We start from the raw sequence: 26,431 nt of genomic DNA, 5'->3' as shown, positions 1-26,431 counted from the left end.
TACGATCATATGATCGGCTAATGCCAAGGAAGGGTGATCGCGAGCGATGACGAAAGACGGGGTAGCGGCGTCTCCCAAAAGCCGTGTCATTCTTCATTTGGATATGAACGCCTTCTATTGCTCCGTCCATGAAGCGGAGGAGCCTGAACGATATAAAGGAAAGCCGTCGGCCGTGGCAGGTAGCGTGGAGCAGCGACGGGGCATTATCGTCACGTCCTCTTACGCGGCGCGCGCGCATGGCGTCAAGACGGGCATGACGGTGCGGGAAGGACTGCAGCGCTGTCCGGATATGCTGATGATCAGGCCCGATTTCGATCTGTACCGCACTTATTCGCGGGGCTTCATGTCGATCGCGAGACAGTACACGCCGCTGGTCGAAGCCGTCTCGATCGATGAATGCTACTTGGACATTACCGGGTCTTCCGCGTTCGGGGAACCGCTGCAGATCGCGCGCGACATCCAGGAGCGGATACGGAAGGAGTGGGATCTGCCCTGCTCCATCGGCGTCGCCCCGAACAAGCTGCTTGCCAAGATGGCCTCCGACATGCAGAAGCCGAACGGCTTCACGGTACTGCGCATCCGCGACGTACCCGAGCTGCTGTGGCATAAGCCCTGCGATACGCTGTTCGGCATCGGCCGCAAAACGGCGGAGAAGCTCGTCAAGCTCAACATCCGGACGATCGGTCAGCTCGCCGCCGCCGAGGAGACGATGCTCGTGAAGCATTTCGGCGTCGTCGGTTCCTGGATGAAGGCGGCCTCGCACGGCTACGACTACGCCCCCGTCAATGCCGAGCGGGGACTCAACAAATCCATCGGGCACACGACGACGCTGCCGAAGGACGTGACCGAACGGGAAGAAGCGCACCGAATCTTGCTGAACCTCGCGGATCAGACCGGAAGAAGAATGCGGCATCAGAAGATGATCGCCTCGACTATCCAGATCGTCATCCGGAGGCCGGACATGACGACGATCAGCCGTTCGGTCACCCTCCCCGTTCCAACGGATTCCGCGTCCGATATTCACCGGGAAGCGTGCAAGCTGTTCGATAAGCATTGGAAGCGGGGCGAGCCGGCGCGCCTGCTCGGCATCACGCTGCAGAACCTGTCCCTGCTGGCCGATACCGCGGTTCAACTGGATCTATTCAACTATAGCGATCAGCCGAAGAAAGAGGCGCTTACGCGAACGATGGATAGGTTGAGAGACAAATTCGGCGAGGACGCGGTGCTCACGGCAGGCATGCTCGGTGACGATCCGTCGGCCTTGATCCGCAACAAACGAATTAGAGGGACATCCTTGCAAAGGGACGAGCATATGTTATATAGTGATGATTGAGGGTTGTATGCTTAACAAAATACTAACGTAAGTGCTGCGCTTACAATTAATAGGAGGGAAACCACGATGTCGAAGTTTACATGGGTTGAGAAAGATACGTGTATTGCCTGCGGAGCTTGCGGAGCAACGGCACCTGACATCTACGACTACGACGATGAAGGTTTGGCGGAGGTTATTTTCGGCAGCGACGGTAACCATGGCAACACCGAGATCCCTGAAGATTTGTACGATGATCTGCAAGATGCGGCAGACGGCTGCCCGACGGACTCCATCAAAATCGCGGACGCGCCTTTCAATAACTAATACGAATAAAGCGCACTCGAATCCCATTTCCCGCTTGCCCGGGGGATGGGATTTTTCGTGTTGTCATGGAGACGAATACCGTCACGCGACCGTCACCAGCAAAGAATTGCTAAAAAAATCGCGTTCGGATGTTATCCGGACGGTTCATCTGCCGATATAGTAGCTACCGGATTCCGAAAGCAGGAGGTCGCAGATGGAAACGCAGGACGATATGAACTATTTGAAGCGCTATGTCCAAAATCATCCCGATAACCGCATGGCCTGGTATCTGCTGGGCAAGCAATATATGTTGGAAGGCAAGGAAGCGAAGGCGAATTATTGCTTCCTCCAATCCGGCAGCATCTACGATGCATACGAGCGCAAGCAGCATCCGCTGGCGAACGAACCGAAGCAAATGATCGCCGCCTGGAATCGCAAGCGGGGACTGCGGATGACGGTGCTCCGGACGTCGGCGGCGCTGCTCGGATTGCTAGCGCTCATGCTGTTCATCTCGCCGGGCAATTCCGACGAAGCGGCCGATCCGGCGGCGGAGCAGCCGCCGCTCGCCGCGGATTCCGCCGACGCTCCGGCGCCGGGGAGCGGCTTGAGGGTAGTCGTCGTAAAGCCGGCCGGCGGCGATGGAGCGATGCTCGGCAGAGCGCTCGGCGCGCTGCTTCAAGGCAATGCCGGCGAAGCGGATAAAGGGCTGGCCGCCGCCCTGGAACAGAGCGGGAAATGGCGTAAATGGACGGGCAATACGCGTCTGCTGGCGCAAACGGCCAAGAAAGGCAAAGGCAGATCCGACGTCGGCTTGCTGGACGCCAAAGCTTGCGACTGCCAGCCGGACGCCTCTTCGGAGGCGCGGACAACGTACGCGGCATGGAGCGAGGAGCAGGAACAGCGTTGGACGCTGACGAGCGCGATCGCGCATTACCGCGAACGCCATGAGGCTTGGCCGGAAGAGCTGTCCGACTTGGTGCGGCCTTACCCCGGTAACACGCTCTCGGGCAGCAGCAAAACGATGGAAAAGCTGTTCGCGCCGTTGCTTCGGTCGATGAAGGCGGAGGCGTCCGGCCCGACCGGCTTCGGGGACCCGAGCGAAAGCGAGCCGCACGGCGCTGCCGATCAATCGAATAACGGACAAGCGGGGGGCGGCCCGGCCGCTTCGTCCGAAGAGACGACGCTCCCGAAGGAGCCGCTCTCGATCCTCATCGACAAGGACAACCATCAGCTGGCCGTCGTAAGCGGAGACGTGATCGTCCGGAGCTATGCGGTCGGACTCGGAGGGGACAAGACGCCGTCCGGAAGCTTCGTCATCAGCGAGAAGGTGCGCAATCCGAACGGAAGCGACGACAGCGAATTCGGCAGCCGCGGCATGACGTTGTCGGACTCGCTGTACGCGATCCACGGCACGAACGATCCATCCAGCGTCGGCAAGGACGAGTCGCATGGCTGCGTCCGGATGAACCGGAAGGATCTCGAGGAACTGTACGATCTGGTGCCGCTCGGAACGAAGGTCACGATAAAAAGCGGCGTCCTTCCCGATACTCCCGCGCCGATCGCAAAGCGTTTCCGCTTGCGGCCTGCCGAGAACGAGACGAACCCCGCTGTGGTTTACAAATGGCTTGACTAATCGAAAAACCTACTTGTCAATAATAAGAAGTACGGTCATGACGATAACGATCAAGACGAAAATCGATCCGATCCAAACGAGCGCTTTCTTATTGATTTGTTCTTTCTCATTGGATTTCTTAATCGGCGGCTTCTTTTTCGCTTGGCTCACGCGGATCAACCTTTCTCTCGCTTGAAATGGGAATATGTTTGTATTGTAATCGTTTTCGTCCGTGGAGACAACTGTTTGTCTCGCTGCGCCGGGCCGCGCGGGCGGGGCGAAAGAGGCGTCAACTCTTTCTTTTTCGTGTCCGACGCGTTAAACTGTTCGGTAGAGCTAACACGAAGAACGGAGTGAGTTTTATTGTTGTACACGAAAATTGCCAAGCCGTATTTTTTCCGCATGGACGCGGAGAAAGCGCATCACATGGTAATCGACGGGCTACATACGGCTAGCCTGGTGCCGGGCCTTCCCGCGATGATGCGCGCGATGTACGGCGTGCCGGAATCGAAGGCGCTCGAGTCGGAGCTGTTCGGCCTGCGCTTTCCGCATCCGGTCGGCCTGGCGGCGGGATTGGACAAGAACGCGAAGTCGATCGGCATGTTCGCGAATATCGGCTTCGGCTTCGCGGAGGTCGGCACGGTCACGCCGAAGGGACAAGCCGGCAACGACCTGCCGCGGCTGTTTCGGTTGCCGAGCGACGAGGCGCTCGTGAACCGAATGGGCTTCAACAACGACGGCGCGGACGCCATGGCGGAACGGCTCGCCCGCGATACCCGGCGCCGGATTCCGGTCGCCGTCAACATCGGCAAAAACAAAACGACGCCGAACGAGCTCGCGCACGAGGATTACCGCGCCTGCTTGCAGAAACTCTATACATACGGCGATTTCTTCGTCGTCAACATCAGCTCGCCGAATACGCCGGATCTGCGAGCCCTTCAGCACGGCGACGAGCTGAAGCTGCTGTTGTCGACGGTCATGGAAGAGATGCGCGTCCAGGCTGCCGCGACCGGCGGAGGCCGCAAGCCCGTGCTTGTCAAAATCGCGCCGGACATGACAAGCGAACAACTCGCTTACACCGTCGAGACGATCGTGGCGAGCGGCGTGAACGGCATCATCGCGACCAATACGACGATCAGCCGCGATGGACTGCAGCATCCGAACGCGAAGGAAACCGGCGGCTTAAGCGGTAAACCGCTGCGGGAGCGTTCGACGGAAATCGTGCGCGAGGTCTATCGGATGACCGGCGGAACGCTGCCCATTATTGGATCGGGCGGCATCTTTACGGCATCGGATGCATACGATAAAATTCGCGCGGGTGCAAGTCTTGTAGAAATTTATACCGCGCTGATCTATAGAGGGCCGGAGGTTCTCCGCGAGCTGACGGAGGGACTGAAGGCTTTATTGCGCAAGGACGGATATACATCGATCGTGGAGGCCATTGGAGCAGATCATCGGTCTTAGACAGGAGGCGGCCGGATGGACGGAAGAGACTGGGGACTATTTTTACAGCCATATGAGCAGGCAGTGGAAGAATTGAAGGTCAAGCTGAAGACGCTTCGAACGGAGCTGAAGAATCGGGAAGCCTACGCGCCGATCGAGTTCGTGACGGGGCGGGTCAAGAAGATTTCGAGCATATTGGAGAAAGCGAAACGGCTGTCGGTGCCGATGGAGAAAATCGATACCGGCATCGAGGACATAGCGGGGATCCGCATCATGTGCCAGTTCGTGGACGATATCCACCGGGTTGCGGCGCTGATGCGTTCGCGCAAAGACCTGAAGCTGGTCTACGAGAAGGACTACATTACGAACTTCAAGGACAGCGGCTACCGAAGCTACCATATGATCATCGAATATCCGGTTCAAACGGCGATCGGGCTCAAGCACGTGCTGGCGGAAATCCAAATTCGGACGCTGGCGATGAATTTCTGGGCGACGATCGAGCATTCGTTGAACTATAAATATAAGGAAAGCCTGCCGGAAGACGTGCGGGACCGGCTGAAGAAAGCGGCCGAGGCGGCTTCGCTGCTGGATACGGAGATGTCGAGCATCCGCAACGAGATTTTGGACGCCCAGCGGGACTTCGAAGAGAAATCGAACATGTTCTCGAGCGTGCTGAGCGACATTCAGGAATTGTATTTCTTCAATCGCGTCCGCGAAGCGGTGCAGTTCCAATTGCGGTTCAACGAACTGTGGGAGAAAGAGGACGCGTTCGCGATCCGCGTGCTGTCCGACGAGATCAAGGCGGCGATCCTCCGCGCGAAGAAGGGCGGAACGTCGTAAGTGGCAGCGGCGCATTCGTACGACGCGAAGTTCGTCCATTTTATCGTGCTGTTCAACGTCGACGAGGATTACTTCGAATGCCATGAGGCGATGGAGGAGCTGTGGCTCGAAGAAGGCCGCAGCGCGTTCTATCAAGGATTGCTGCAAGCGGCGGTCGGTCTTCATCATTGGCGCAACGATAATTACTCCGGCGCGGTAAAACTGTTCGTCCAAGCGGAGAACAAACTGTCGGCTTACCCCGAAGAAACGATGGGACTGGACTTAGGGCAGCTCCGCGCCGACATGGCGAGGAGCCTGGCTGTGCTTCGCGCGTTTACGGAACGTTTGCCGTCGCCCGATGAAGCCGCGAAGCCGCCTGCATTTCGGGCATTCCGTCTGATCGTGAAGGACGGCGAGCTGCAATCGCTCGCGGACGAGCTTGCGTTGATTCCGCTGACGCAACGCCTGCAGCACGGCGATTAATCGCGAGCATGAGGGACTGCTCGCGGAGGCAAAAGCCGCTGATCGGATTCAGGTTTCCCGCTGAGGAGCCGGAATTCGTTCGGCGGCTTTTGTCGTCGGGCGCGCGTGGGGACATTTCGAGCCGAGAGGGTAGGATTTAGTTGGTTAAGGCCGTGCTTTATTATACAATGGGAACAGGACTTCGCCTGCGCGAAGGATCGAGGCATTATGGGAGCTGAATGTTGATCATGGCGAAACGGATGCGGCTGGATAAGCTGCTTGCGAATATGGGATTTGGCACGAGAAGCGAGATGAGGCGCGCGGTAAAGCAAGGACGGGTGACGGTCGACGGCAAGACGGCCAAGGATTTCGGCATGACGCTGGATCCGGAAGCGGCCGCCGTGCGCTTCGATGACGAGGAAGTCGTATACCGCGAGACGATCTACGTCATGTTGAACAAGCCGCAAGGGGTCGTGTCGGCGACGGAAGACGCGCGGGACCGCACGGTCATTGATTTATTGGACCCCGAGGACCGGGTGCTGCAGCCTTTCCCCGTCGGCCGGCTGGACAAGGACACGGAAGGACTGCTGCTGCTGACGAACGACGGCAAGCTGGCGCATGATTTGCTATCGCCGCGCAAGCATGTCCCGAAGACGTACGTGGCGTTAGTCCACGGCGACGTGGACGGCGGCGACCAACAGGCGTTCAAGCAAGGCGTAAAGCTGGATGACGGCTACGAAACGCTGCCCGCGGAGCTTATCGTCGGCGAGAAGGAGCAGCGGGAGGACGGCATATTCAGCCGGGTCACGCTGACGATTCACGAAGGGAAATTTCATCAGGTCAAACGGATGTTCGAAGCGGTCGGCAAAAAGGTGCTGTACTTGAAGCGCGTATCCATGGGGCCGCTCGCGCTCGATCCGAAGCTTAAGCTCGGCGACTACCGGCTGCTTACGGAATCGGAACTGGATGCGCTGCTCACGGTTCACGCCGCCGCGAAGCATGCAAACGATTGAATAACGAGGAGAGACGGCTGGCAAATGGGAAACATCAACTACGATTTGATCGCGCTGGATATTGACGGAACGCTGTTAACGGACGGGCATGTCTTGACCCCGGTCGTAAGAGAGGCTGTACGCGAGGCGCATCGGCGCGGGGCGGAGATCGTGCTCTGCACGGGGAGAGGGCCCGTCAACGCGATGCCCGTACTGGACGAGCTGGGGCTCGCGGGCACGATGATTACGCATAATGGCGCCGCCACGGTCGATTCGGCACGCCGCGAGGTGCTGCACCAATACAGCATTGATCCTGCGGAGATCGTGCGATTCAGGGAATATTGCCTGCGGGCGGGGATGCATTTCGATATTAACACGCCGTTCGAGATGCTGATCGAGGGAATTACGCCGGAAGCGGAGGAGATGTACCGTCTCTACGGAGCCAGTCCGGTGCTCCGCGATCCGAGCGAGCCGCTTCCGGACGGGCTCGTGAAGTTCACGCTCTTCGGCGGCATTGCGGACCTGGACCGGGTCGAAGCGGAATGGAACACTTGGTCGCACGGCCTGCAGCACATCCGCAGCGGCGATTATTTCATCGACGTGCAGCATAAGGATGCCAGCAAGGGCAAAGCGCTTCGGCAGCTGGCGCAATTAAGAGGCATCGATCGGAGCCGCGTCATGGCGATCGGGAATTACTTCAACGACGTGGGTATGCTGACATTCGCCGGGCTCGGCGTGGCGGTGGCGAATTCGCCGGAAGCCGTGAAGGCGGCGGCCGACGTGCTCACGCGTTCCAACGAAGAAGACGGCGTGGCGCACGCCCTGCAAGAGTTTGCTTGGTCTTAGAAGTCGCGGGCGGGCTTGTCCACCGGAAGGAAAGGCATTGTTCTTCCGTCCGGTTCAAATGAAAAACCGTCGAAGGCGCACCCTCGACGGTTTTGTCATTATCGGCTAGAGCAATCGATTAGATCAGAACTCCGCGGGATACGATGACCAGCAGAATGAACAGTACCAGAATTACGCCAGCAAAACTTCCTCCCAACACACCGGACATGCAAATGCCTCCCTTAAAGGTATTTCCGGCGCCGCTTGCAAGTTCGTCTTGTTGTGAATCTCGGCACTCGGTATAAGGTATTGTATGAAATTCGCGGAGAGCGGATTGGACATCAGCCCGCATGCGCAAGATTTGGGCAACTGTCGGCTGTGATATGTCCGAGGAATGGGTCGGCCGTACGGGAGACGATTTCCGGGGAACGATTGCCCAGCGGCGCGAGCGGAAGGTCGGCGCGCGCATCGCCGGACGAACCGGGCCCGGCGATTGTACCTGTTAACTCCTTGCATGCCGTTGTCCGGACTGCTGCCGATCGGGTTCGGCATATATTCGTTGTTATACGTTATACTTATTTAAGGATTAAGATCGGAGGAGCCCGCATGATTTCCGTTCATGAACTGCGCCGTCTGAGGATCGCCACGAAGCGCTTGATTCTCAAGGTCATCGATGAATCCTGCACCGAAGGCGTGCTTGCTTTCGTCAAGCGGAATCGGGAAGCGCTTGCCGAATGGGAGCCGGACCGCGACGATGACTATTATACGCCGGAGACGCAGCGGAATCTGATCCGGCAGGAAGCGATCAGCATGGAATACGGGCACAGCGTCCGTTTCTGGTTGACGTCGGCCGAAGACCCGGACGGGGATATCATCGGCACGGTATCGCTCAGCAATATCGTGCGCGGCGCGTTCCAATCCTGTCATCTCGGCTACCGGATGGATGCGGGGCAGCATAACAAGGGCTATATGACGGAAGCCCTCTCGCATGTCGTGGCTTTCGCATTCGAAGAACTCAACCTCCACCGAATCGAAGCCAACATCATGCCGCGCAACGCGCCGTCGTTGAAGGTCGTCGAACGGTTGGGCTTCCGCCACGAAGGTCTTGCCCCCGAGTATTTGCGTATTCGCGGCAAATGGGAGGACCATGTCCACATGGTGCTGCTGAATCCGTCCTGGTCGGAGCGGTAATCACGCGGCGATTATTAAGCTTTTCTAAGGCATTTATGTACATCCCGTTTTCGTGGTAAAATAGGAGACGCATCCTATGAAGGCGGCAAACGGCTTTACCGCAACCCATGCATGGGCTTAGAAAGCGAGCGCGTTAATCATGAAGCTTTCCTTCATTCGCACGTCGAAAGATTTCATTGCGATCGAGCGGGACATCGTAAACACGAATCCGGCCTTCAATCGCATTTCCAAAGATAAAGAGCGGCTGACGGACGAGGATCTCGAAGCGGAGCAGCTGGAGGCCGAGGCCGCCGGCGCGGAACGTTACGTGATGTTCGAAGGGGAACAGCCCGTAGGAATTCTCGAATATCTCATGATCAATCCTAAGGATGCCTGCACATGGCTCGGGCTGCTCGTCATTCGCGCGGAGTGCCATGGCAGAGGATTGGGCAGCAGGGCGATGGCTTGGTTCGATTCCCGGATGCGGGAGCGGGGCGTCAACTCGCACCGATTGGGCGTGTTGACGGGCAATTCCCCCGCGCATGCTTTCTGGCAAAGCCAAGGCGCCGTTCGGGCGAAGTCCGCCGTGCTTCCGGACGGCAAACCGATTCTGATCTATGAGCGCGCCGTTCGGGCGCAAGACTAAGGCTGCAATTCATAAAGACGGGAGATTACGAAGATGTACAGAACAGCGATGCTCGGTATGCTGCTAAGTCTGACTGTGCTGATGAGTGCCTGTTCGGCGAAAGACGAATCCAAAGCGCAGGATCCCGTCTCGGGCGAACAGATTGACTATAGAGATTCATCGGGAGCGACCGATGTGATGAATGCGTACGAGGAATCGATGGTCGAGGCGATCAACAAGAACCGGTTCTCGCTCGTGGAAGGGCTGCTTGACCCGGAAGGCCCGCTTTACAAGGAACAAGAAGGCCTCGTTCGCCGTTTGAGCGGGAAGAACATCAAGGAGAAGCTGATTCGGTATCAAATCATGAACATTCAAAAAATCAACGGCGAATACAAGTTTTCCATTGTCGAGAAGATCGGCATTTATTATCCGGAAGGCAAGTCGTCGGTCAACGAATACGAATGGGTGTATACCGTTACGCAGCATCCCGCTACGAAGGTGTTCAAGGTATACAGCATCGAACGCTGGGAGTAACCGGATTATCCCGGATGGCATGAATCGGACGAGGGCGGCAGGCGGGGCTGGGAGCAGCGCTGTCTGCCTTGTCGTTCAAAAAATACGCGCATGAGGTGCAGCGATGTCGAACAGAGTGGCGTTTGAGCCGTATGACGAACAATATTTGGAGCAAGTCCGCGGCACGTATAATTATTTCGTGGTTCATACGACGGTTTCTTTCGATTTGCATCCGTACTCGCCGGAGCAGATGAGACAGCTGATCGAACCGCTTTCGGAACTGTACCGTTCTTACGTCGTCCTGTACGAGGGACAATATGCTGGCTATATCATGCTGACGCAGCATAAGAAGCGCCCGGCGTTCAACGTATCCGGCGAAATGACGATCTACCTGGAGCCGGCATTCACGGGCAAGGGCATCGGCAGGGAAGCGATGACGTTTCTGGAAGAAGTGGCGAGGTCGATCGGGTTCCATTCGCTCATCGCGACCATCTGCACGGAAAACGAAGGCAGCATCGCATTGTTCCGGAAGCTTGGCTACGAGCAGGTCTCGCATTATATCGAGATCGCCAACAAATTCGATCGCTGGCTGGATTTGGCGTGTTACCAGAAAATGCTGAAGTAAGAAGCTCCATGATCTGGCATGAACCGAGCCTTCCCGGAATACCTATAGTTGGCGGGGGGACGAGCAAACTTCCCTTGCGAAGCAGAGTCGGATCGGCCGCGGATTTGCGAGACTCGGCGCGCCGCCGGCAGGGAGGGCTGAGATGGAAACCATGAAAAAAGCGATTGCACTTATTACGTTGGCCTATTCCTTGCTGCTGCTGTATTGGATGTTCATCGGCTTCGGCCGGACGAGCCCGCATCTGCCGGGCTACCGGTATAATGTCATGCCGTTGCATACGATCAAGCTTTATTTCGTGCACGCGGACAGCTTTCAATTGAAATATTGGCTCGTGAACATGGTCGGCAACGTCGCGGTATTCGCGCCGTTCGGGCTCTCCGTGCCTTACCTGCTACGCATGCGGCTGTTTTCGTTCACGGTCTTGTTTATTTGCGTCTTATTGCTGCTGGAAACGATGCAGCTCCTGCTGCAGCGCGGCAGCTTCGATATCGACGACGTGCTGCTGAACACCGTCGGCGCGTTGATCGGTTTCGCGTGCTTGCAATTTATCCGAAAGCGGGTGTCCGCATAACGATGTACAAGGCGGTCTTGTTCGATCTGGACAACACGCTGCTCGATTACGATGCCAGCGAGTTGGAAGCGATGCACCGGACGATTCGTCGTCACGGGCTGCACGAGCGCGAGGATTTTCGGTGGGATGCGTTCCGGACGGTCTACGCCCCCATTAACTGGACCTATTGGGTCGAACGGGGAGAGCGGCAGCTGCACATATCCCAGGTGCTCGATTACTCCTTCCGCGATACGCTGGCGCAACTGGGACATGACAGTACGCTGTCCGCGGAACTGGCGACGACGTATTGGGAGCTATTCTGCTCCTCGTGCCATTTCATGAACGGGACCGAAGATCTCCTGCTTCGGCTTCACGGCAGGGTTGAACTCGGCGCGATTTCCAATGGGATCGGAGAGGCGCAGCGGGGACGGCTGGCAACCGGCGGAATCCTGCATTATTTCCCGCACTTGTTCATCTCGGACGAAGTCGGCATCGGCAAACCGAACCGGTTGATCTTCGATCAAGCCGTCGATGCGCTCGGCATCCCCCGCTCGGAGATCTTGTTCGTCGGCGATTCCCTGAAGGACGATTACGAAGGCGCGCGTACGGCAGAGCTTGATTTTTGCTACTATAACCCGCGGCGTCATCCGTTCCAGGACGATATAGCGCCAGCGTATACGATTCACGACCTATACGAATTGCACGGCATCATCTCCGGAGAAGAGGGACAGCGATGAAATTCAGACCTTGCATCGACCTGCATAACGGCAAAGTCAAACAAATCGTCGGCGAAACGCTCGGCGGCACCGACAAGCAGGTGGTGGAGAATTTTGTGTCGGCCTATGATTCCGCGCATTACGCGGAGATGTTCAAGCGGGACAAGCTGACGGGCGGCCATGTCATCATGCTCGGCGGCGGCAACGAGGAAGCGGCCTTGGCGGCGCTGCGCACTTATCCGGGCGGCCTGCAGATCGGCGGCGGCATCCATGCGGAGAACGCGTCGCGGTACCTGGAAGCGGGCGCTTCGCATGTCATCGTCACCTCGTATATTTTTCGCGACGGGGAGCTGGATATGAAGAACCTGCAGCGGATCGTAGCCGAGGTCGGCAAGGACAGGCTCGTAATCGATTTGAGCTGCAAACAGCGGGACGAGCAATGGGTCGTCGTGACGAATCAGTGGAAAACGTTCAGCAATTTCACCGTCGATGCCGCCCATCTGCGCGAGCTGGAGGCGTATTGCGACGAGTTTCTTGTCCATGCCGTCGACGTCGAAGGCAAGCGGACGGGGATCTTGGGCAGCTTGGTGGAACAACTGGCCGGCCAGGTCTCCATTCCGACGACCTATGCCGGAGGCGCGCGTTCGTTCGCGGATTTGGATTTGTTTCGCTCGCTCACGGGCGGCAAGCTGGACATCACCGTCGGCAGCGCGCTGGATATTTTCGGCGGCGAATTATCCTACGAGGAAGTCGTTGCCTACTGCAATCGCTAGAAGGATTACGGGGAAGAAGCCAGGCTGCGTTCATGCGCGGGCTGGTATTTTGCCGTGCTTTTTTTGCGGAAAACCATTGCTTATCGGGACAATTGGAGGTATAATCTCCCAAATCAAGGAGGTGAGTGACTATGAAGTTCGTGCTGCTGTTCGGACCGCAGGCGGTCGGGAAAATGACGGTCGGCCATGAGCTCGAGAAGATGACCGGCTTGAAGCTGTTCCATAATCATATGACGATCGAGCTGCTTCATCCGTTCTTCGGCTTCAGCCCGGAGGCATGGCGCTTGACGGATCTTTTTCGCACGGAAATCATCAAAGCGGCGGCGGCGAGCGGAATGGAAGGACTGATTTTTACATACGTATGGGCTTTCAATATGCAAGAGGATTGGGATTACGTCGAGCGGATCTGCGAGATCGTGGAAGCGGGCGGCGGCGAGGTATATTTTGCCGAATTGGAGGCGGACCTGGAGACGAGGCTCGCACGCAACGGGACGCCTCACCGCCTGCTTCATAAGCCGACGAAGCGAAACGTCGAGCAATCGGAGAAGGAGCTGCTCGGCAGCTTGGACAAGCACAGGCTGAACTCCGTTCCCGGCGAAATCGACCGGACGCATTATATGCGCATCGACAACGGCCGGCTGATTCCGGAGGAGACCGCCCGTCGGATCAAAGCGAACTTCCGTCTATAAGTACATAGGGACGGTCTCCATCCATGCCGTATCGCGATGCCGAGTCTGCGGACATCGGAGTCGCCCGCGGCATCACCAGAACAGAAAGCAAAGGAGCACGAGAGCAAATGGGCATGAACGGACCTTCGGATCCCATGTTTACGATCGTTCCGATTATCGTGACGGTCGGCTTCATTATCGTATTCGGATTCATCATTTTCGCCATCGTCAAAGGTATCGCGCAGTGGAGCTCCAACAACAAGAAGCCGGTTCTGACGGTCGACGCCCGCATCGTCGCGAAGCGAACGGACGTCGGTTCGAGCAGGACGAACGGAGACCAACTCTCCTCCGGTTCGCGAACCGATTATTTCGTCACGTTCGAAGTCGAGAGCGGCGACCGCATGGAGCTTGAAGTGAGCGGCCAAGCTTACGGCATGCTGGTCGAAGGGGATGACGGCCGGCTGACCTTTCAAGGCACCCGCTATCAAGGGTTTCAACGTACCGGGGTATCCCGCATCGTAAAGGAGCGTACCGCGCGATGATCCTGGAAACCGCGATATTGCATGTCAAACCGGCGCTCGATCCCTCGTTCGTCGAAAGCTTCAAAGAGGCGTCCGCGATCATCGCTTCCATGCGGGGATACGTGCGGCACGAGCTGCGGCGCTGCGTCGAGCGGGAGCATCAATACTTGCTGCTCGTCTGGTGGGAGACGCTGGAGGACCACACCATCGGATTCCGGATGTCCGCGGAATACGAGGAATGGCGCAGGCTGCTTCATCATTACTACGAACCGTTCCCGGTGGTCGAGCATTATGAGGCGATCCGGCTCGGAGAATAGCGATATTCGACCAAAGAATGGATGGCATTTCCCGCTGGAAGCGATTACAATGAAAGAGTGAATGCTCGTCTTCATTTAATCTACGGTTAAGAGGAGAGGCTGACGAAATGGCAGGAAATCGTGCGGTAGTCTATGTTGAACCCGGTAAAGTCGACGTAAGCGATATTTCGTATCCGGAATTGATCTTGCGCGACGGTCCCGGCGTGAATCCGCTCAATGTTGGCAGAAAATGCGAACATGGCGTCATCCTGAAAGTCATTACGACGAATATCTGCGGAAGCGACCAGCACATGGTCCGCGGACGCACGACCGCCCCGAGCGGGTTGGTGCTCGGACATGAAATTACGGGCGAGGTCATCGAAGTCGGCCGCGACGTGGAATTCATCAAGAAGGGCGATCTCGTGTCCGTGCCGTTCAACATCGCTTGCGGACGCTGCCGCAACTGCAAGGAGCGCAATACCAACGTCTGTTCCAACGTCAATCCGGACCGTCCGGGCTCGGCCTACGGCTATGTGGACATGGGCGGCTGGGTAGGCGGGCAGTCCGAGTATGTCATGGTTCCTTACGCGGACTTCCAATTGCTCAAATTCCCGGATAAAGACCGGGCGATGGAGAAAATCCTCGATCTGACGATGCTGTCGGACATCTTCCCGACCGGGTATCACGGCGCGGTCAGCGCGGGCGTGCGGCCGGGATCGACGGTCTATGTCGCCGGAGCGGGCCCGGTAGGGCTGGCGGCGGCGCATTCCGCGCAGCTGCTCGGCGCGTCGGTCGTCATCGTCGGCGATTTGAACGCCGAGCGCCTGGCGCAGGCGAGAAGCTTCGGCTGCGAGACGGTCAACCTGCGGGAGCATGCGAACCTGGCGGAGCAAATCGATCAAATCCTCGGCGTGCCCGAAGTGGACTGCGCGGTCGACTGCGTCGGCTTCGAAGCGCACGGCCACGGCAAGGCGCATGGCGAAGCGCCGGCTACGGTGCTGAACTCCATCATGGAAGTGACGCGCGCCGGCGGTCGGCTCGGCATTCCGGGGCTCTACGTTACGGGGGACCCGGGCGCGGTCGACGAGGATGCGAAGATCGGCACGCTCAAGATCCGTTTCGGCCTCGGCTGGGCGAAGTCCCATACGTTCGTGACGGGCCAGACGCCGGTCATGCAGTACAATCGCGAGCTGATGAGCGCGATCCTGAGCGGCAGGGCGCAGATCGCCAAAGCGGTGAACGCCACGCTGATCTCGCTCGACGAGGCGCCGGCGGCTTACGGCGAGTTCGATCAAGGCGCGTCCAAGAAATTCGTCATCGACCCGCACGGATCCGTCAGACGCTAATCCAATACCGCATTGTCCGTCGAGGGCAATGCGGTATTTTACTGCTTGCGCGAATTCCTGCCGGGTTTGCCAATAAATGAATACCAAAGCTTCGGGCGTCATGGTACACTGTATTCGGGTCAACCTAAGCATTGACATTCTATGCGGGAGGTCATTCGCGATGAATAATTGCTCCTTGATTACCAAGCCGGCGATCAATATGGTTGGAATCAGCTACTGCGGTCCCTATTCCACGTTTCCGGATGAAGCCATTCATCTGCAGAGTGAGTTTCTCTCCAGGAAGCACGAGATCGAGGGCGAAGTGAAAACGACCGTGCTGTACAGCCCGTATTTCGGCAACGAAGTGTTCGCCACCTACTGGGCATGCTTCGAGGTCCCGCATCTGGAGCAGGTGCCGAAGGGCATGGTCCAGTTCACCGTCCCGCAGCGAACCTACGCCATGGCGGTCTGCACGAACGAACGCATCGGCGAAGGCTATGAGCAGTTGACGGCCTGGATGAACGATCAGAAGCTCTCGAAGCGCGAAAACGCCGTTTCGCTCGAAATTTTTTACATTGACGAACATTTGGATGCGGAACAGGTCGAGCTGCTCATTCCGATCGACTGAGGTAGTCCACAGGAATGAAGCGCGTAAACATAACTGCCCTGCCAGCGGCTGATTTCAGCCGCCGGCGGGCAGTTTTTTTTCGTCGTCTTAGCAGGTACGCGGTTCCGTGCAAACCACTGCCGTGATGCGGCTAATCCACCAAAATGCGTTTGCCGAATTCCAAATGCGAAACCATCGACGCAACGGCTTGATCCGCCTTTCCCGCGGTCATGGCGTCATAAATGTTGACATGATCCTGATAGGACACGCCGATGCGCTTATTATCCTTGCGGAGCACTTTCAGCGCGATCAAGAACAGCTTGTCCTGTAAATTTTCCATCGTCTGCACGATTTCCGCGTTATCGTAAACGGTCGCGAGCAGACGGTGAAACTCGGAATCCGCTTCCGTGAACGCGACATAATCGGCTAGCTCCACGCTTCGGCGCTGCAGCTCAAGGTTCCGCTTCAAGTCGCCAAGCTCTCGGGCATCCCATGCCCTGCCGGATAATTTGCGCACGACATGCGCTTCGATGGCGATGCGAAAATCGAAGAAATCGACGGCCTTCTGCAGGGAGAGCTCCGCCACGATCAGTCCTTTGTTCGGTTTATAGCTGACCAAGCCTTCGACCTCGAGTCGTTCGAGCGCCGCGCGGATCGGCGTACGGCTCATGTCCAGCTTATCCGTAAGCATCTTCTCCGTCAGCGCCTCCCCGGGCTTCGCCTCCCCCCTGATGATCAACCTGCGAATTTCGTCGTACGCGCGTTCCTTCAGTGAAATAGCCGTTACCATTCGTGCACTCCGATCTATGCGCATTTTTGTGTCGTAATTGATGATAGCGCATTCAAGACGGCTTTACAACGAGCGGGAATCGCAGGGGTTGAAAGTAAGTCTTTCAACTCAATTGACAGCGTATAGGTACGGAAATGAATTGTATTTGGATACCTATTGTATACAAAATATTTAAGATAAAATCAAGTATAAATATGACTATTTCGATGATATCGTTGTCGAAAAATATTTTAAAAAATTCGATAGTATTTTAATTGTATACTTATTGTATATTGAAAAACAATGGTGTATGCTTATCCCATTCACAAGTTCGAGGGGGCGAGCGGGGGGCTAATCAACGAATCGGTTCTATTTTGACAGCGCTGTCAAACGGATTGAACGAATGGCTGTACGCAGCGGTAATCCAACAAATTTCATGTGGGAAAAGGGGTAATCACAATGCGCAAGAAGCATGCAGCGGCAACGCTTCTGGCCGCGACGCTCATTCTTGGGACGGCGGCCTGCGGGAACGACAACGGCAATACGGCGAATACGAACGTTTCCAACGATCCGTCCGCAACCGAAGGCCCGATCGATATTCAATTCGGGAGCGGCGCGGATCCGAACGCGGAGTTCATGGCGAACTTGACGAAGAAGACGGGGGAAACCTGGGAAGATAACCGGTGGACCAGATTATATAAAGAAAAACTGGACGTCGTGACGCATTACAAATTGATGTCCCAATTCGCCGATTACAATACGAAATTAAAGCTCGCGATCACGTCGGGCGATCTGCCGGACGTGTTTCCGGTCAACGACAAAACGGATTTGAAGCAGCTAGCCGAAGGCGGAGCGATCTATGAAATGGGCCCGATTTACGATAAGTACGCGTCTCCGCTCCTCAAAAGCATCATCGAAGCCGAGACCAAGAGCATTTTCGACCCCGTGACGTTCGGCGGCAAAATCTACGGCATCCCGCAGAAAATGCCTTCCACGAACGGCTACAGCCATTTGTGGATCCGCGAGGATTGGCTGAAGAAGCTGAATCTGGAGCGTCCCAAGACGATGGACGACGTATACGACATCGCGACGGCGTTCGCCAAGCAGGATCCCGACGGCAACGGCAAGGCGGATACGATCGGTCTCGGCATCAACAAAGACGTGCTCTATTCTTCCCGGGGACTGTTCTGGGGCTACGGCGCTTATCCGGATTTCTGGACCAAGGACGCCGCCGGCAAAGCCGAATACGGAACGGTGCTGCCGGAGATGAAGCAGCCGCTGGAAATGCTCGCCAGGATGTACAAGGAAGGACTATTGGACAAAGAATTCGGCACCAAGGACGAGACGAAGGAAATGGAAAGCGCGGTTTCCGGGAAACTGGGCATGTTCTATGGCCCGCACTGGCTCGCCTACAGCGTGGAGAAGACCTCGGACATCGATAAGAACGCGAAGTGGGTCGCGGTGCCGCTGCCGAGCGAAGGCGGCAATGCCGTGCATATTCCGCTCGAAAACGCCACGGACGGTTATCTGGTCGTGAACAAGAACTTCAAGCATCCGGAGCTGGTCGTCGAGATGCTGAACCTGTACGTGGACTCGATGTTCGGCGAGACGAACCAATTCGATAAGTTCTGGTCGGACGGGGATATCGATTCCATCTGGAACATCGGTCCCGTCCATACGCTGATGCCTTCGCTCGACCTTGTCGGCCACCAAGACATCAAGAAAGCGCTGGCGGACAACACGACGGATCAATTGCAAGGCGTCGCGAAGGGCTTCTACAAGTCCATGCAGGACGGCGTCGTGGGCATGTCCATGATGTTCGGACCGACGGATACGCCGTTCGCCTACGTCGATCAAACCTATCCGGACAGCATCTTGTGGAGCGCGTTCAGCGGGGCGCCGACGCCGACGATGGTCAGCAGCTGGAGCTCGATGGTCGAGATGGAAGCGACGACGATGACCTCCATCATCCAGGGCAAGGAAGACGTGGACAGCGGCTTCGATAAGTTCGTGGACAATTGGAACAAGCTTGGCGGCAAGCAAGTCGTCGAAGAGGTCAACGCGCCGCAATAAGAAGCGATTCGCTTGCCGCGATCAAGAAGAAAGGAGGGAACGCCCATGTTCAAACGATACGGAAACCGGCGGGAGCTTCCGCTGCATCTGATGCTGCTTCCGGGTCTCGTGTTGCTGCTGATCTTCGCCTATGTTCCCATGATGGGCATCATGATCGCATTCCAGCAATTCAACCCGGTAAAAGGGTTGTTCGGGGATCAAAGGTGGCTGGGCTTGGATAATTTCCACACGATCTTCGCCATGCCCAACATCTGGAGGGTCATCGGGAACACGTTTCTGATCGCCGTGATGAAAATCGTTCTCGGCATGGTCGTGCCGATCGTGTTCGCCCTGCTGCTCAACGAAGTGAAACGGGTGATGTTCAAGCGCGTTACCCAGACGATCATCTATTTTCCTTATTTTCTGTCCTGGATCATTCTTAGCGGGATCATGATCGATATCCTGTCCCCCTCGACGGGACTCGTGAACGTCATGCTGTCCTGGGTCGGACTCGGCCCGGTTTACTTCCTCGGCGAGAACAGCTGGTTTCCGTTCACGATGGTCGCTTCGGATGTTTGGAAAAACTTCGGCTTCAACAGCGTCATCTATTTGGCGGCCATTACCAGCATCGATACGACGTTGTACGAGGCTGCGGCCGTGGACGGGGCGAACCGCTGGAAGCAGACCTGGCACGTCACCCTGCCGGGCATGAGGATGATCATCGTGCTCTTGATGGTGCTCAGTCTGGGCAATATTTTCGATGCCGGCTTCGATCAGATCTTTAACCTGTACAGCCCGCAAGTTTACCAGTCCGGCGATATTATCGACACGATGATCTACCGCCTGGGGTTATTGCAATCGCAGTACAGTATTTCGGCCGGGGTCGGACTCATGAAGTCGGGCGTGTCCTTCGTGCTGATCACGGTATCGTACTATCTCGCGTACAAACTGTTCAAGTATCGATTCTTTTAAGGGAAAGGGGTGAAGGGCATGCATGCGAAAGCAACCGTCGGAACCCGGATCTTCAACGTTTTCAATCTGATCGTACTCGCCTTGACCTGCATCGTCTGCCTGGTCCCGTTCATTCATATTCTGTCTTTGTCCTTCAGCGACAAGGCGGCCGTCATGGGAGGGCTCGTCAAGCTGTGGCCCGTAAACTTCACGCTTGATCCGTACCGGTATGTCCTGCAGCGCGATGCGTTCTGGCATGCCTTCGGCATTACGCTGGAACGCGTGGCGATCGGCGCGACCTTGAACGTCCTACTCGTCATCATGCTGGCCTACCCGCTGTCGAAGACGGGAGACAAGCTGCGGATGCGCACGCTGTACGTCTGGATTTTCTTCTTCACGATGCTGTTCAACGGCGGCCTTATTCCGAATTACATCCTCATCAAAGAGCTTCATATGCTGGATTCGGTGTGGTCGCTGGTCCTGCCCGGCGCCGTCGGCGTATTCAATATCGTGCTGCTGCTGAACTTCTTCCGGGAAGTGCCGTCGGAGCTGGAGGACGCGGCCTTCATCGACGGGGCGGGACATTGGCGGACGCTGTGGCAGATCTACGTGCCGATCTCGCTCCCGGCGATCGCGACGATTACGCTGTTCAGCATCGTCGGCCACTGGAACGCCTGGTTTGACGGGATGATCTATATGAAGGTCAGCCATTATCCGCTGCAAACGTACCTGCAGTCGATGGTCATCAAATTCGACTTCAATACGATGTCGCCGGAAGAGGCGAAGCGGCTGGCCAAATTGAACGACAGGTCGATCAAGTCCGCGCAGATGATCGTCGCGGTCATCCCGGTGCTGATGGTCTATCCGTACCTGCAGAAGTATTTCGTAACGGGCATCCGGCTCGGAAGCGTGAAAGGTTAACCGCAAGGCACGACGGAAGCGAACGGATCCGGCGCGGTCATTACCGTGTCAGTCAAGAGAGCCTCGGGCTTGTCCCGGGTCTCTCTTGGCTTTTTTTTGCGGGCAGAAAGGTAGGTAAGCGCCGCGGCATTCTGTAAGTTAGAGCAGAAGATGATACAATAGAAGAAGATATAATAGAGATAGAATAAACGCATGAAACCGGACGAAGACCAAGGAGGAGTGCAAGATGTCGACAGCGATCGCGATCATCGATGCGTTCGCATCCGCGCCGTTTCGCGGCAATCCGGCGGCGGTGTGTTTGCTGGAGGAGGAACGGGACGCCGCATGGATGCAGCAGGTCGCCGCGGAGATGAATTTGTCGGAGACGGCATTCCTGCGCGGCAATGGCGAGGACGGATACGGGCTGCGCTGGTTTACGCCGACGCAGGAGGTGGAGCTGTGCGGGCACGCGACGCTCGCAAGCGCCCATTATTTATGGACGAACGGTTTATTGGCGGTTGATCGGGAGGCACGGTTTCATACGCTGAGCGGCTTTCTGGCCGCAGCTAAGACGGAGGACGGCATCAGGCTGGATTTCCCGGCGGAAATCGCCGAGCCGGTCACGGCGCCGGAGGAACTGATTCAAGGACTGGGCCTCATTCCGCGCTTCACCGGGCGCAATCGCATGGATTATCTCGTGGAGGTCGACAGCGAGGAGACGGTCCGCACGCTTCGGCCCGACTTCGGCTTGCTAGCACGAGCGGACGCGCGCGGGGTCATCGTGACGAGCCGCGGCCGGTCGGGTTCGGAGCCGTCCTATGACTTCGTGTCCCGCGCTTTCTATCCGGCAAGCGGCGTCAATGAGGATCCCGTCACCGGATCGGCCCACTGCGCGCTGGCGCCTTATTGGCAGCGGCGGCTGCGAAAGGACGAATTGAGCGCCTACCAAGCCTCGGCTAGAGGCGGAGCGCTTCGCATCTCCGTACGGGGCGAACGGGTATTCATGACCGGGCAAGCCGTGACCGTCATGACCGGTCAATTATGGGTATAGCAAGATACCGCTAGATACCGTCATGACATTATGCTATAATCGTAAATTGCAGTTGCATATGGAGGAAGGTGTGAAACGTGACGTACGAGATTCCGAAGCAGATCCAGCAGTTCGGCACGGATATCGAAGCGCATCAGCTTCGCTATCATAACCGGCGGGTGCTCGTTTCCAAGGAGTTTACTTTTGACAGCGCGCATCATTTGCATCTTTACGACGGGAAATGCAAGAGCCTCCACGGCCATACGTATAAGCTTCAAACGATTTTGTCCGGAACGACCGATTCGCGCGGACTGACGATCGATTTTGCCGATATGAAACGAATCGCCAAGGAGCGGGTCATCGATAAGCTGGACCATCGTTATTTGAACGAGGTGCTGCCGCCGATGAACACGACGGCGGAAAACATGGTCGTTTGGATGTACGAGCAGATTCATGCCGCGCTGGTCGAAGAAGGCCATTATCCCAACGTGCGCATCGAAGAAATCCGCTTGTGGGAGACGCCGACCAGTTATGCGGCGGTCACGCGGGCATTCATGGAGGCGGACGAGCATGCCGGCTGACCTGAAGGACCCGCAACCGCGTTCCATTCGGTTGCCCATGGTGGAAATTTTCGAAACGGTCGAAGGCGAAGGCACGCGTGCCGGGTTTCCGACCGTTTTTGTACGTTTGTTCGGCTGCAATCTGCGCTGCGTCTGGTGCGACACGAAGTACAGCTATCCGCCGGCCGAAGCGGAATTCACGATGACGGTGGAAGAGATCGCGGCGCAGGTCGAAGAGAAATACAAAGCGGAGCACATTTGCATGACGGGCGGCGAGCCGCTGCTGTACGGCAGCCGCTCCGCCGCCTTGCTGGAAGCGCTCTGCGGCATCGGCCGCATCAAGGACGTGCACGTGGAAACGAACGGCGCGATCGACCTGGCGCCGTTCCTGCGCGACATCCATTCGCCGAAGGCGCGTTACATCATGGATTACAAGCTGCCGGATTCCGGCGAGAACGAAGCGATGCTGCACGCGAATTTCGCGCTGTTGCGGCCGCAGGACGAGGTAAAGTTCGTCATCGCGAGCGATGCGGATTTCGATTATGCCGTGAAGGTGCTCGCCGAGTATCCGACCGAGGCGCTCGCGCTGTTCAGTCCGGTATGGGAGAGCATGCCGCCGGCAAGGCTTGTCGAGAAAATGCTGGCTGCGGGCTTGACGGGGGTCAAGCTGAACATGCAGCTGCACAAAATCATTTGGGATCCGGCCAAGAGAGGTGTTTGAGTTGACGAAAAAAGCGGTCATTATTTTGAGCGGCGGTTTGGACAGTACGACTTGCATGGGGTATGCGAAGGAAGCGGGTTATGAATTGTATCCCCTCTCGTTCGACTACGGCCAGCGCCATGTGATCGAGCTGGAGAACGCGCGCGCCGTCGCCGAATATTACGGCACGGGCGAGCGGCATAAGGTGGTGAAGCTCGGATTCCTGCGCGAGTTCGGCGGCAGCGCGCTGACGGACGACGCGATCGACGTCCCCAAGACGGGCGAGGAGCCGGTGCAGGGCGAGCCGGGCGAAATTCCCGTCACCTACGTGCCAGGCCGCAATCTGCTGTTCTTGTCGATCGCGACATCCTACGCGGAAACGGTCGGCGCGGAAGCGATCTACATCGGCGTGAATGCCCTGGACTACAGCGGATATCCCGACTGCCGGCCCGAATTCATCGCCAAGGTGCAGGAAGTCATGGCCCTGGCGACGAAGGTCGGCGTCGAAGGCAAGCCGATCTCGATCGAAACGCCGCTTATCTACTTGACGAAAGCAGGCATCGTGGCGGAAGGGATGCGGATGGAAGTGCCGTATCACCTTACGACGTCCTGCTATAACGGGGAAGCGGAAGCATGCGGCGAATGCGACAGCTGCCGCCTGCGGCTGAAGGGCTTCGCCGAAGCGGGCTTGACGGATCCGATTCCTTATAAACAGCGATAAGCAAGATAAAAAAGACAGTTTCAACCGGCAACGACGCCTGGCTGAAACTGTCTTTTATTATGCCCCGGAGGCGGATGCGGCAGGCCCTCAGGCCTGCTTGTTCTGCTTCGCGGGAGCACCTTCCGTCGTGCGCGACCGCGTGCGCATGGACGCGTGGAGCGACACCTTGTTCTTGCCCGTCGTCTTGGACTGGTACATCGCTTCGTCGGCTTGGCTGACGACCTCGGCGATGGAGGAGCCTTCGCGCGTCGCGCTGACGCCGACGCTGACGGTCACCATCGTTTCCTTCTCCACGCGGCTGCGGATCGTCTCGGCCACGACCTCCGGCTTCACGCCCGGCGCGGCCACGAGTCCGAGCAGTTCTTCGCCCCCGTATCGCCCGGCCGTGCCGATGCCGGCGGTTTCTTCGCGCAGGATATCCGCCACCTGCTTCAGCACGCCGTCGGCCTTATGATGGCCCTGCGTATCGTTCAGTTTCTTGAAATTGTCGATGTCGCAGAAGATGATCGCGATCCGTTTCGTCTCCCGAAGGAGCTGTTCGGCTTTCTTCGTGAAATGGCGGCGGTTGTAGAGGCTGGTCAGACCGTCCGTGATCGAGGACTGGAACGTCATCAGCAGCCGCTCCAGCACCCATTCGAACAAGAGCAGGAACAAGAGCGTATAATAGACAACCGGCAGCAGATGGCCCAGGATGACAAGCATCGGCACTTTGCCATGAAAGACGTAATTGTCGGCCAAATCGGCAATCTGAGCCGTGAAGTAGACGATCAGGCTCGCGGAATAGCTGAACCGCTGGTCGATGCCGCGCAGATTGAGCAGGATAATGAAATTCAGGATCAGGCCGTAGAAGTCGAGCGCCAGAAAATCGATATGCGCCGCAGCGGCGGCATGCTCCGCGATGGACGGCGTGAAGGCCACTTGACCCGCGGTGACGAGCGCAAGGCCGGCGAACATGAGCAGGAACGGAAAGCCTTTCAATTTGGCCGCCGGGCCGGTATATAATTTCATGAACACAAAGTTTATAATAATAAACGTAAGCAGATCGAGGAAGGCGCGCGCGAGCTGCCAATACGGAGCCGCGGTCCGCTCGGAGCAGGCGACGTAAAGCACCGCGGCGCTCTGGAGCAGCACGACCGCAAGCACGGCGATCAGAAGCAGATACGTGCGATTCCTGCGGTAGCTCTTGTACAGCTTGACCGCCATGAACAGCATCAGGACGAGGATGGTCATCGAACAGGCGGATGCGAAGATTTGGCCGGATAGGCCGGCAAGCCAATGAATGAACGTCATGTTTTCAACCACCTAGGATGAGAGTATGCACATGGTTGATATCGGCCGAAAGCCGTCTTTTCATGAGCTTTACAGAAACATATGTTCTAGTATATCATGATTTTTGCGAGTCGAGAAGCAAAATGCAGTCGTTTGGGAGGGCTTGACATGAATATATTGCAGGCACTTTTTTTCCCCCCGGAGCAGCCGGGCGGCGTGTCCTCCATGGTTCCTTACATTCAAGAGCGGTTCAATAAACTCGGCTGGCCGATGGAATTGTTTTCATTGCCGAGACGGGTCAGAGGCAAGGGACAGGAACCCGTATCTTTCGAGACCTTCGACATCGCGAATTACGAGGGCAATCCCATCATCGATAAATATCTGCAAACCTACCGCGACTACGTCTGGTGGACGAAGCTTCGCATCAAGAAGAGCTACGACGTCATCCACGCGCATCATCCGATATCCGCGCTGGTCATGAAACAGTTGTATCCGGATACGCCGCTCGTGATGACGATCCATTCCAGCTTCGAGCGGGAGCTGATCCTGAACGGCAGAATCGTCGAAGGCGGCATGGAGCATCGGTTCCTGACCGCCGTTTACAAGGAGCTGGAAGCCAAAACGGACCGGATTCTGACGCCTTCGGAGTCGTTTCGGGCGTATCTTCGTCCGTACGTGAACGACGCGGACCGGATTCAAGTCATTCCGAACGGCTTCGACGAGAAGCGCTTCAAGCCGATCTCCCACGAGAACGCGGTCGTGCAGCTGATCACGGTCTGCCGGCTGGTGCCCGCGAAAGGGCTGGATGTGCTGCTCCGCGCCTGCGCGGAACTCAAAGCGCGGGGCCATAATTTCGTGCTTCATATTATCGGAGACGGGCCGAGCCGTCAGGAACTGGAACAGCTGGCGCTGGATCTGAACCTGTACGACGACATTATCTTCTACGGTTACATGCTGCATCCCGAGGAGTTCATGCCGTTCTTCGACGTGTTCGTGCTGCCCTCTCGTGCGGAGGCATTCGGCTCCGTCTTCGCCGAGGCGGCGCTGTGCTGGCTGGCGCTGGTCGGCACGAACGTCGGCGGGATCTCCGAGCAGATCGACGACGGCGTGAACGGCCTGCTGGTCGAGCCCGAGAATCCGACCGCGCTCTGCAACGCGCTGGAGAAGGTCGTGTCCGATCAGGACTACCGGTACAACATGGCCCGCGCGGCGTGGAACAAAGCGAAGAAGGTCTATTCCCTGCAGCGGGTTATCGCGCAGCTGAGGCAGGTCTATACGGAAATCAACCCGAACCCGGTCCTGCCGGAGCAGGGAGAGTAAGC

General features: G+C 57.2%; 31 protein-coding genes. 28 read left to right on the top strand and 3 right to left on the bottom strand.

From position 1 onward, the window contains the following. The first annotated feature begins 46 nt into the window (after positions 1 to 46). The 3 genes from AC50YL_RS13185 to AC50YL_RS13175 all read left to right on the top strand — a co-directional run bounded on the left by AC50YL_RS13185 (position 47) and on the right by AC50YL_RS13175 (position 3,248). Positions 47 to 1,333: a DNA polymerase IV gene (locus tag AC50YL_RS13185; RefSeq protein WP_494832468.1), complete on the top strand. Its 1,287-nt coding sequence runs from the start codon at positions 47 to 49 to the stop codon at positions 1,331 to 1,333. 66 nt (positions 1,334 to 1,399) lie between these two features. After that, a complete protein-coding gene (locus AC50YL_RS13180) occupies positions 1,400 to 1,636 on the top strand; it encodes a ferredoxin (protein WP_161744772.1) in 237 nt (78 codons plus the stop codon). 193 nt (positions 1,637 to 1,829) lie between these two features. After that, entirely contained in the window at positions 1,830 to 3,248 is a 1,419-nt protein-coding gene (locus AC50YL_RS13175) for a L,D-transpeptidase (protein WP_494832466.1), read from the top strand. A 9-nt stretch (positions 3,249 to 3,257) separates the two neighbouring features. On the opposite strand, the gene AC50YL_RS13170 is transcribed toward AC50YL_RS13175, so the two are convergent. Further along, positions 3,258 to 3,398: a hypothetical protein gene (locus AC50YL_RS13170; protein ID WP_494832464.1), complete on the bottom strand. Its 141-nt coding sequence runs from the start codon at positions 3,396 to 3,398 to the stop codon at positions 3,258 to 3,260. Between the two features lie 192 nt (positions 3,399 to 3,590). Between AC50YL_RS13170 and AC50YL_RS13165 the strand changes: the two genes are divergently transcribed. From AC50YL_RS13165 to AC50YL_RS13085, 17 genes are all read left to right on the top strand, one after another. Further along, positions 3,591 to 4,691 carry a quinone-dependent dihydroorotate dehydrogenase gene (locus tag AC50YL_RS13165; protein ID WP_494832463.1) on the top strand — a complete coding sequence of 367 codons (1,101 nt, stop codon included), beginning with the start codon at positions 3,591 to 3,593 and terminating at the stop codon, positions 4,689 to 4,691. Between the two features lie 15 nt (positions 4,692 to 4,706). After that, positions 4,707 to 5,510, top strand: coding sequence for a GTP diphosphokinase (yjbM, locus tag AC50YL_RS13160; RefSeq protein ID WP_161744775.1), 804 nt, complete (start codon positions 4,707 to 4,709; stop codon positions 5,508 to 5,510). After that, positions 5,511 to 5,972: a DUF309 domain-containing protein gene (locus AC50YL_RS13155; RefSeq protein WP_494832461.1), complete on the top strand. Its 462-nt coding sequence runs from the start codon at positions 5,511 to 5,513 to the stop codon at positions 5,970 to 5,972. It abuts the gene before it with no gap. 227 nt (positions 5,973 to 6,199) lie between these two features. Further along, positions 6,200 to 6,964 carry a pseudouridine synthase gene (locus AC50YL_RS13150; RefSeq protein WP_494832460.1) on the top strand — a complete coding sequence of 255 codons (765 nt, stop codon included), beginning with the start codon at positions 6,200 to 6,202 and terminating at the stop codon, positions 6,962 to 6,964. Positions 6,965 to 6,988: 24 nt separating this feature from the next. Continuing rightward, positions 6,989 to 7,789 (top strand): Cof-type HAD-IIB family hydrolase, encoded by an 801-nt coding sequence (locus AC50YL_RS13145; protein ID WP_494832459.1) that lies wholly within the window; start codon positions 6,989 to 6,991, stop codon positions 7,787 to 7,789. A 585-nt stretch (positions 7,790 to 8,374) separates the two neighbouring features. Continuing rightward, positions 8,375 to 8,959, top strand: coding sequence for a GNAT family N-acetyltransferase (locus tag AC50YL_RS13140; RefSeq protein ID WP_494832458.1), 585 nt, complete (start codon positions 8,375 to 8,377; stop codon positions 8,957 to 8,959). A 139-nt stretch (positions 8,960 to 9,098) separates the two neighbouring features. After that, on the top strand, positions 9,099 to 9,584 hold the full coding sequence (locus AC50YL_RS13135) for a GNAT family N-acetyltransferase (RefSeq protein WP_494832457.1): 486 nt from the start codon (positions 9,099 to 9,101) through the stop codon (positions 9,582 to 9,584). Positions 9,585 to 9,617: 33 nt separating this feature from the next. Then, positions 9,618 to 10,097, top strand: a complete 480-nt coding sequence (locus tag AC50YL_RS13130; protein WP_494832456.1) for a TcaA NTF2-like domain-containing protein — start codon at positions 9,618 to 9,620, stop codon at positions 10,095 to 10,097. A gap of 103 nt (positions 10,098 to 10,200) precedes the next feature. Next, entirely contained in the window at positions 10,201 to 10,701 is a 501-nt protein-coding gene (locus tag AC50YL_RS13125; protein ID WP_494832455.1) for a GNAT family N-acetyltransferase, read from the top strand. Positions 10,702 to 10,843: 142 nt separating this feature from the next. Further along, entirely contained in the window at positions 10,844 to 11,272 is a 429-nt protein-coding gene (locus AC50YL_RS13120) for a VanZ family protein (RefSeq protein WP_494832453.1), read from the top strand. Between the two features lie 2 nt (positions 11,273 to 11,274). After that, positions 11,275 to 11,988, top strand: coding sequence for a YjjG family noncanonical pyrimidine nucleotidase (locus AC50YL_RS13115; protein ID WP_494832452.1), 714 nt, complete (start codon positions 11,275 to 11,277; stop codon positions 11,986 to 11,988). Beyond that, positions 11,985 to 12,740, top strand: coding sequence for a phosphoribosylformimino-5-aminoimidazole carboxamide ribotide isomerase (hisA, locus tag AC50YL_RS13110; RefSeq protein ID WP_494832451.1), 756 nt, complete (start codon positions 11,985 to 11,987; stop codon positions 12,738 to 12,740). Before AC50YL_RS13115 ends, hisA begins: the two co-directional genes overlap by 4 nt. A 131-nt stretch (positions 12,741 to 12,871) precedes the next feature. Continuing rightward, positions 12,872 to 13,429 carry a DEAD/DEAH box helicase family protein gene (locus tag AC50YL_RS13105; protein WP_494832450.1) on the top strand — a complete coding sequence of 186 codons (558 nt, stop codon included), beginning with the start codon at positions 12,872 to 12,874 and terminating at the stop codon, positions 13,427 to 13,429. A gap of 107 nt (positions 13,430 to 13,536) precedes the next feature. Beyond that, the gene (locus AC50YL_RS13100) at positions 13,537 to 13,950 is read left to right on the top strand and encodes a DUF2500 domain-containing protein (protein ID WP_494832449.1); all 414 of its coding nucleotides are present in this window, start codon (positions 13,537 to 13,539) and stop codon (positions 13,948 to 13,950) included. Then, positions 13,947 to 14,246 (top strand): antibiotic biosynthesis monooxygenase family protein, encoded by a 300-nt coding sequence (locus tag AC50YL_RS13095; RefSeq protein WP_494832448.1) that lies wholly within the window; start codon positions 13,947 to 13,949, stop codon positions 14,244 to 14,246. Before AC50YL_RS13100 ends, AC50YL_RS13095 begins: the two co-directional genes overlap by 4 nt. A gap of 107 nt (positions 14,247 to 14,353) precedes the next feature. After that, entirely contained in the window at positions 14,354 to 15,571 is a 1,218-nt protein-coding gene (gene fdhA, locus AC50YL_RS13090; protein ID WP_494832447.1) for a formaldehyde dehydrogenase, glutathione-independent, read from the top strand. A gap of 160 nt (positions 15,572 to 15,731) precedes the next feature. Continuing rightward, the gene (locus AC50YL_RS13085; RefSeq protein ID WP_494832446.1) at positions 15,732 to 16,178 is read left to right on the top strand and encodes a GyrI-like domain-containing protein; all 447 of its coding nucleotides are present in this window, start codon (positions 15,732 to 15,734) and stop codon (positions 16,176 to 16,178) included. A 130-nt stretch (positions 16,179 to 16,308) separates the two neighbouring features. Here the strand turns inward: AC50YL_RS13085 and AC50YL_RS13080 are convergent, their stop codons facing one another. After that, entirely contained in the window at positions 16,309 to 16,947 is a 639-nt protein-coding gene (locus AC50YL_RS13080) for a GntR family transcriptional regulator (RefSeq protein WP_494832444.1), read from the bottom strand. A gap of 438 nt (positions 16,948 to 17,385) precedes the next feature. On the opposite strand from AC50YL_RS13080, the gene AC50YL_RS13075 reads away from it, so the two are divergent. The 7 genes from AC50YL_RS13075 to queC all read left to right on the top strand — a co-directional run bounded on the left by AC50YL_RS13075 (position 17,386) and on the right by queC (position 23,840). After that, the gene (locus AC50YL_RS13075; protein ID WP_494832443.1) at positions 17,386 to 18,999 is read left to right on the top strand and encodes a type 2 periplasmic-binding domain-containing protein; all 1,614 of its coding nucleotides are present in this window, start codon (positions 17,386 to 17,388) and stop codon (positions 18,997 to 18,999) included. A 45-nt stretch (positions 19,000 to 19,044) separates the two neighbouring features. Continuing rightward, positions 19,045 to 19,950: an ABC transporter permease gene (locus tag AC50YL_RS13070; RefSeq protein WP_494832441.1), complete on the top strand. Its 906-nt coding sequence runs from the start codon at positions 19,045 to 19,047 to the stop codon at positions 19,948 to 19,950. Positions 19,951 to 19,968: 18 nt separating this feature from the next. Continuing rightward, on the top strand, positions 19,969 to 20,850 hold the full coding sequence (locus tag AC50YL_RS13065) for a carbohydrate ABC transporter permease (RefSeq protein ID WP_494832440.1): 882 nt from the start codon (positions 19,969 to 19,971) through the stop codon (positions 20,848 to 20,850). Positions 20,851 to 21,076: 226 nt separating this feature from the next. Next, positions 21,077 to 21,880, top strand: a complete 804-nt coding sequence (locus AC50YL_RS13060) for a PhzF family phenazine biosynthesis protein (RefSeq protein WP_494832439.1) — start codon at positions 21,077 to 21,079, stop codon at positions 21,878 to 21,880. Between the two features lie 77 nt (positions 21,881 to 21,957). Next, positions 21,958 to 22,440, top strand: a complete 483-nt coding sequence (gene queD, locus AC50YL_RS13055; RefSeq protein ID WP_494832437.1) for a 6-carboxytetrahydropterin synthase QueD — start codon at positions 21,958 to 21,960, stop codon at positions 22,438 to 22,440. Next, the gene (locus tag AC50YL_RS13050) at positions 22,430 to 23,140 is read left to right on the top strand and encodes a 7-carboxy-7-deazaguanine synthase QueE (protein WP_494832435.1); all 711 of its coding nucleotides are present in this window, start codon (positions 22,430 to 22,432) and stop codon (positions 23,138 to 23,140) included. The genes queD and AC50YL_RS13050 overlap by 11 nt, the downstream gene beginning before the upstream one ends. A gap of 1 nt (position 23,141) precedes the next feature. Beyond that, complete coding sequence (queC, locus tag AC50YL_RS13045) at positions 23,142 to 23,840, top strand: 7-cyano-7-deazaguanine synthase QueC (protein WP_494832434.1); 699 nt, start codon at positions 23,142 to 23,144, stop codon at positions 23,838 to 23,840. 87 nt (positions 23,841 to 23,927) lie between these two features. Here the strand turns inward: queC and AC50YL_RS13040 are convergent, their stop codons facing one another. Next, on the bottom strand, positions 23,928 to 25,130 hold the full coding sequence (locus tag AC50YL_RS13040; protein WP_494832433.1) for a GGDEF domain-containing protein: 1,203 nt from the start codon (positions 25,128 to 25,130) through the stop codon (positions 23,928 to 23,930). Between the two features lie 147 nt (positions 25,131 to 25,277). Here AC50YL_RS13040 and AC50YL_RS13035 point away from each other — a divergent pair, with 147 nt between their 5' ends. Then, entirely contained in the window at positions 25,278 to 26,429 is a 1,152-nt protein-coding gene (locus tag AC50YL_RS13035) for a glycosyltransferase family 4 protein (RefSeq protein ID WP_494832432.1), read from the top strand. Positions 26,430 to 26,431: the final 2 nt, after the last annotated feature.

Source organism: Paenibacillus sp. J22P277 (assembly GCF_059383675.1).
The sequence above is the reverse complement of the archived record's forward strand: the minus strand, read 5'-3'. Positions and strand labels throughout refer to the sequence as shown.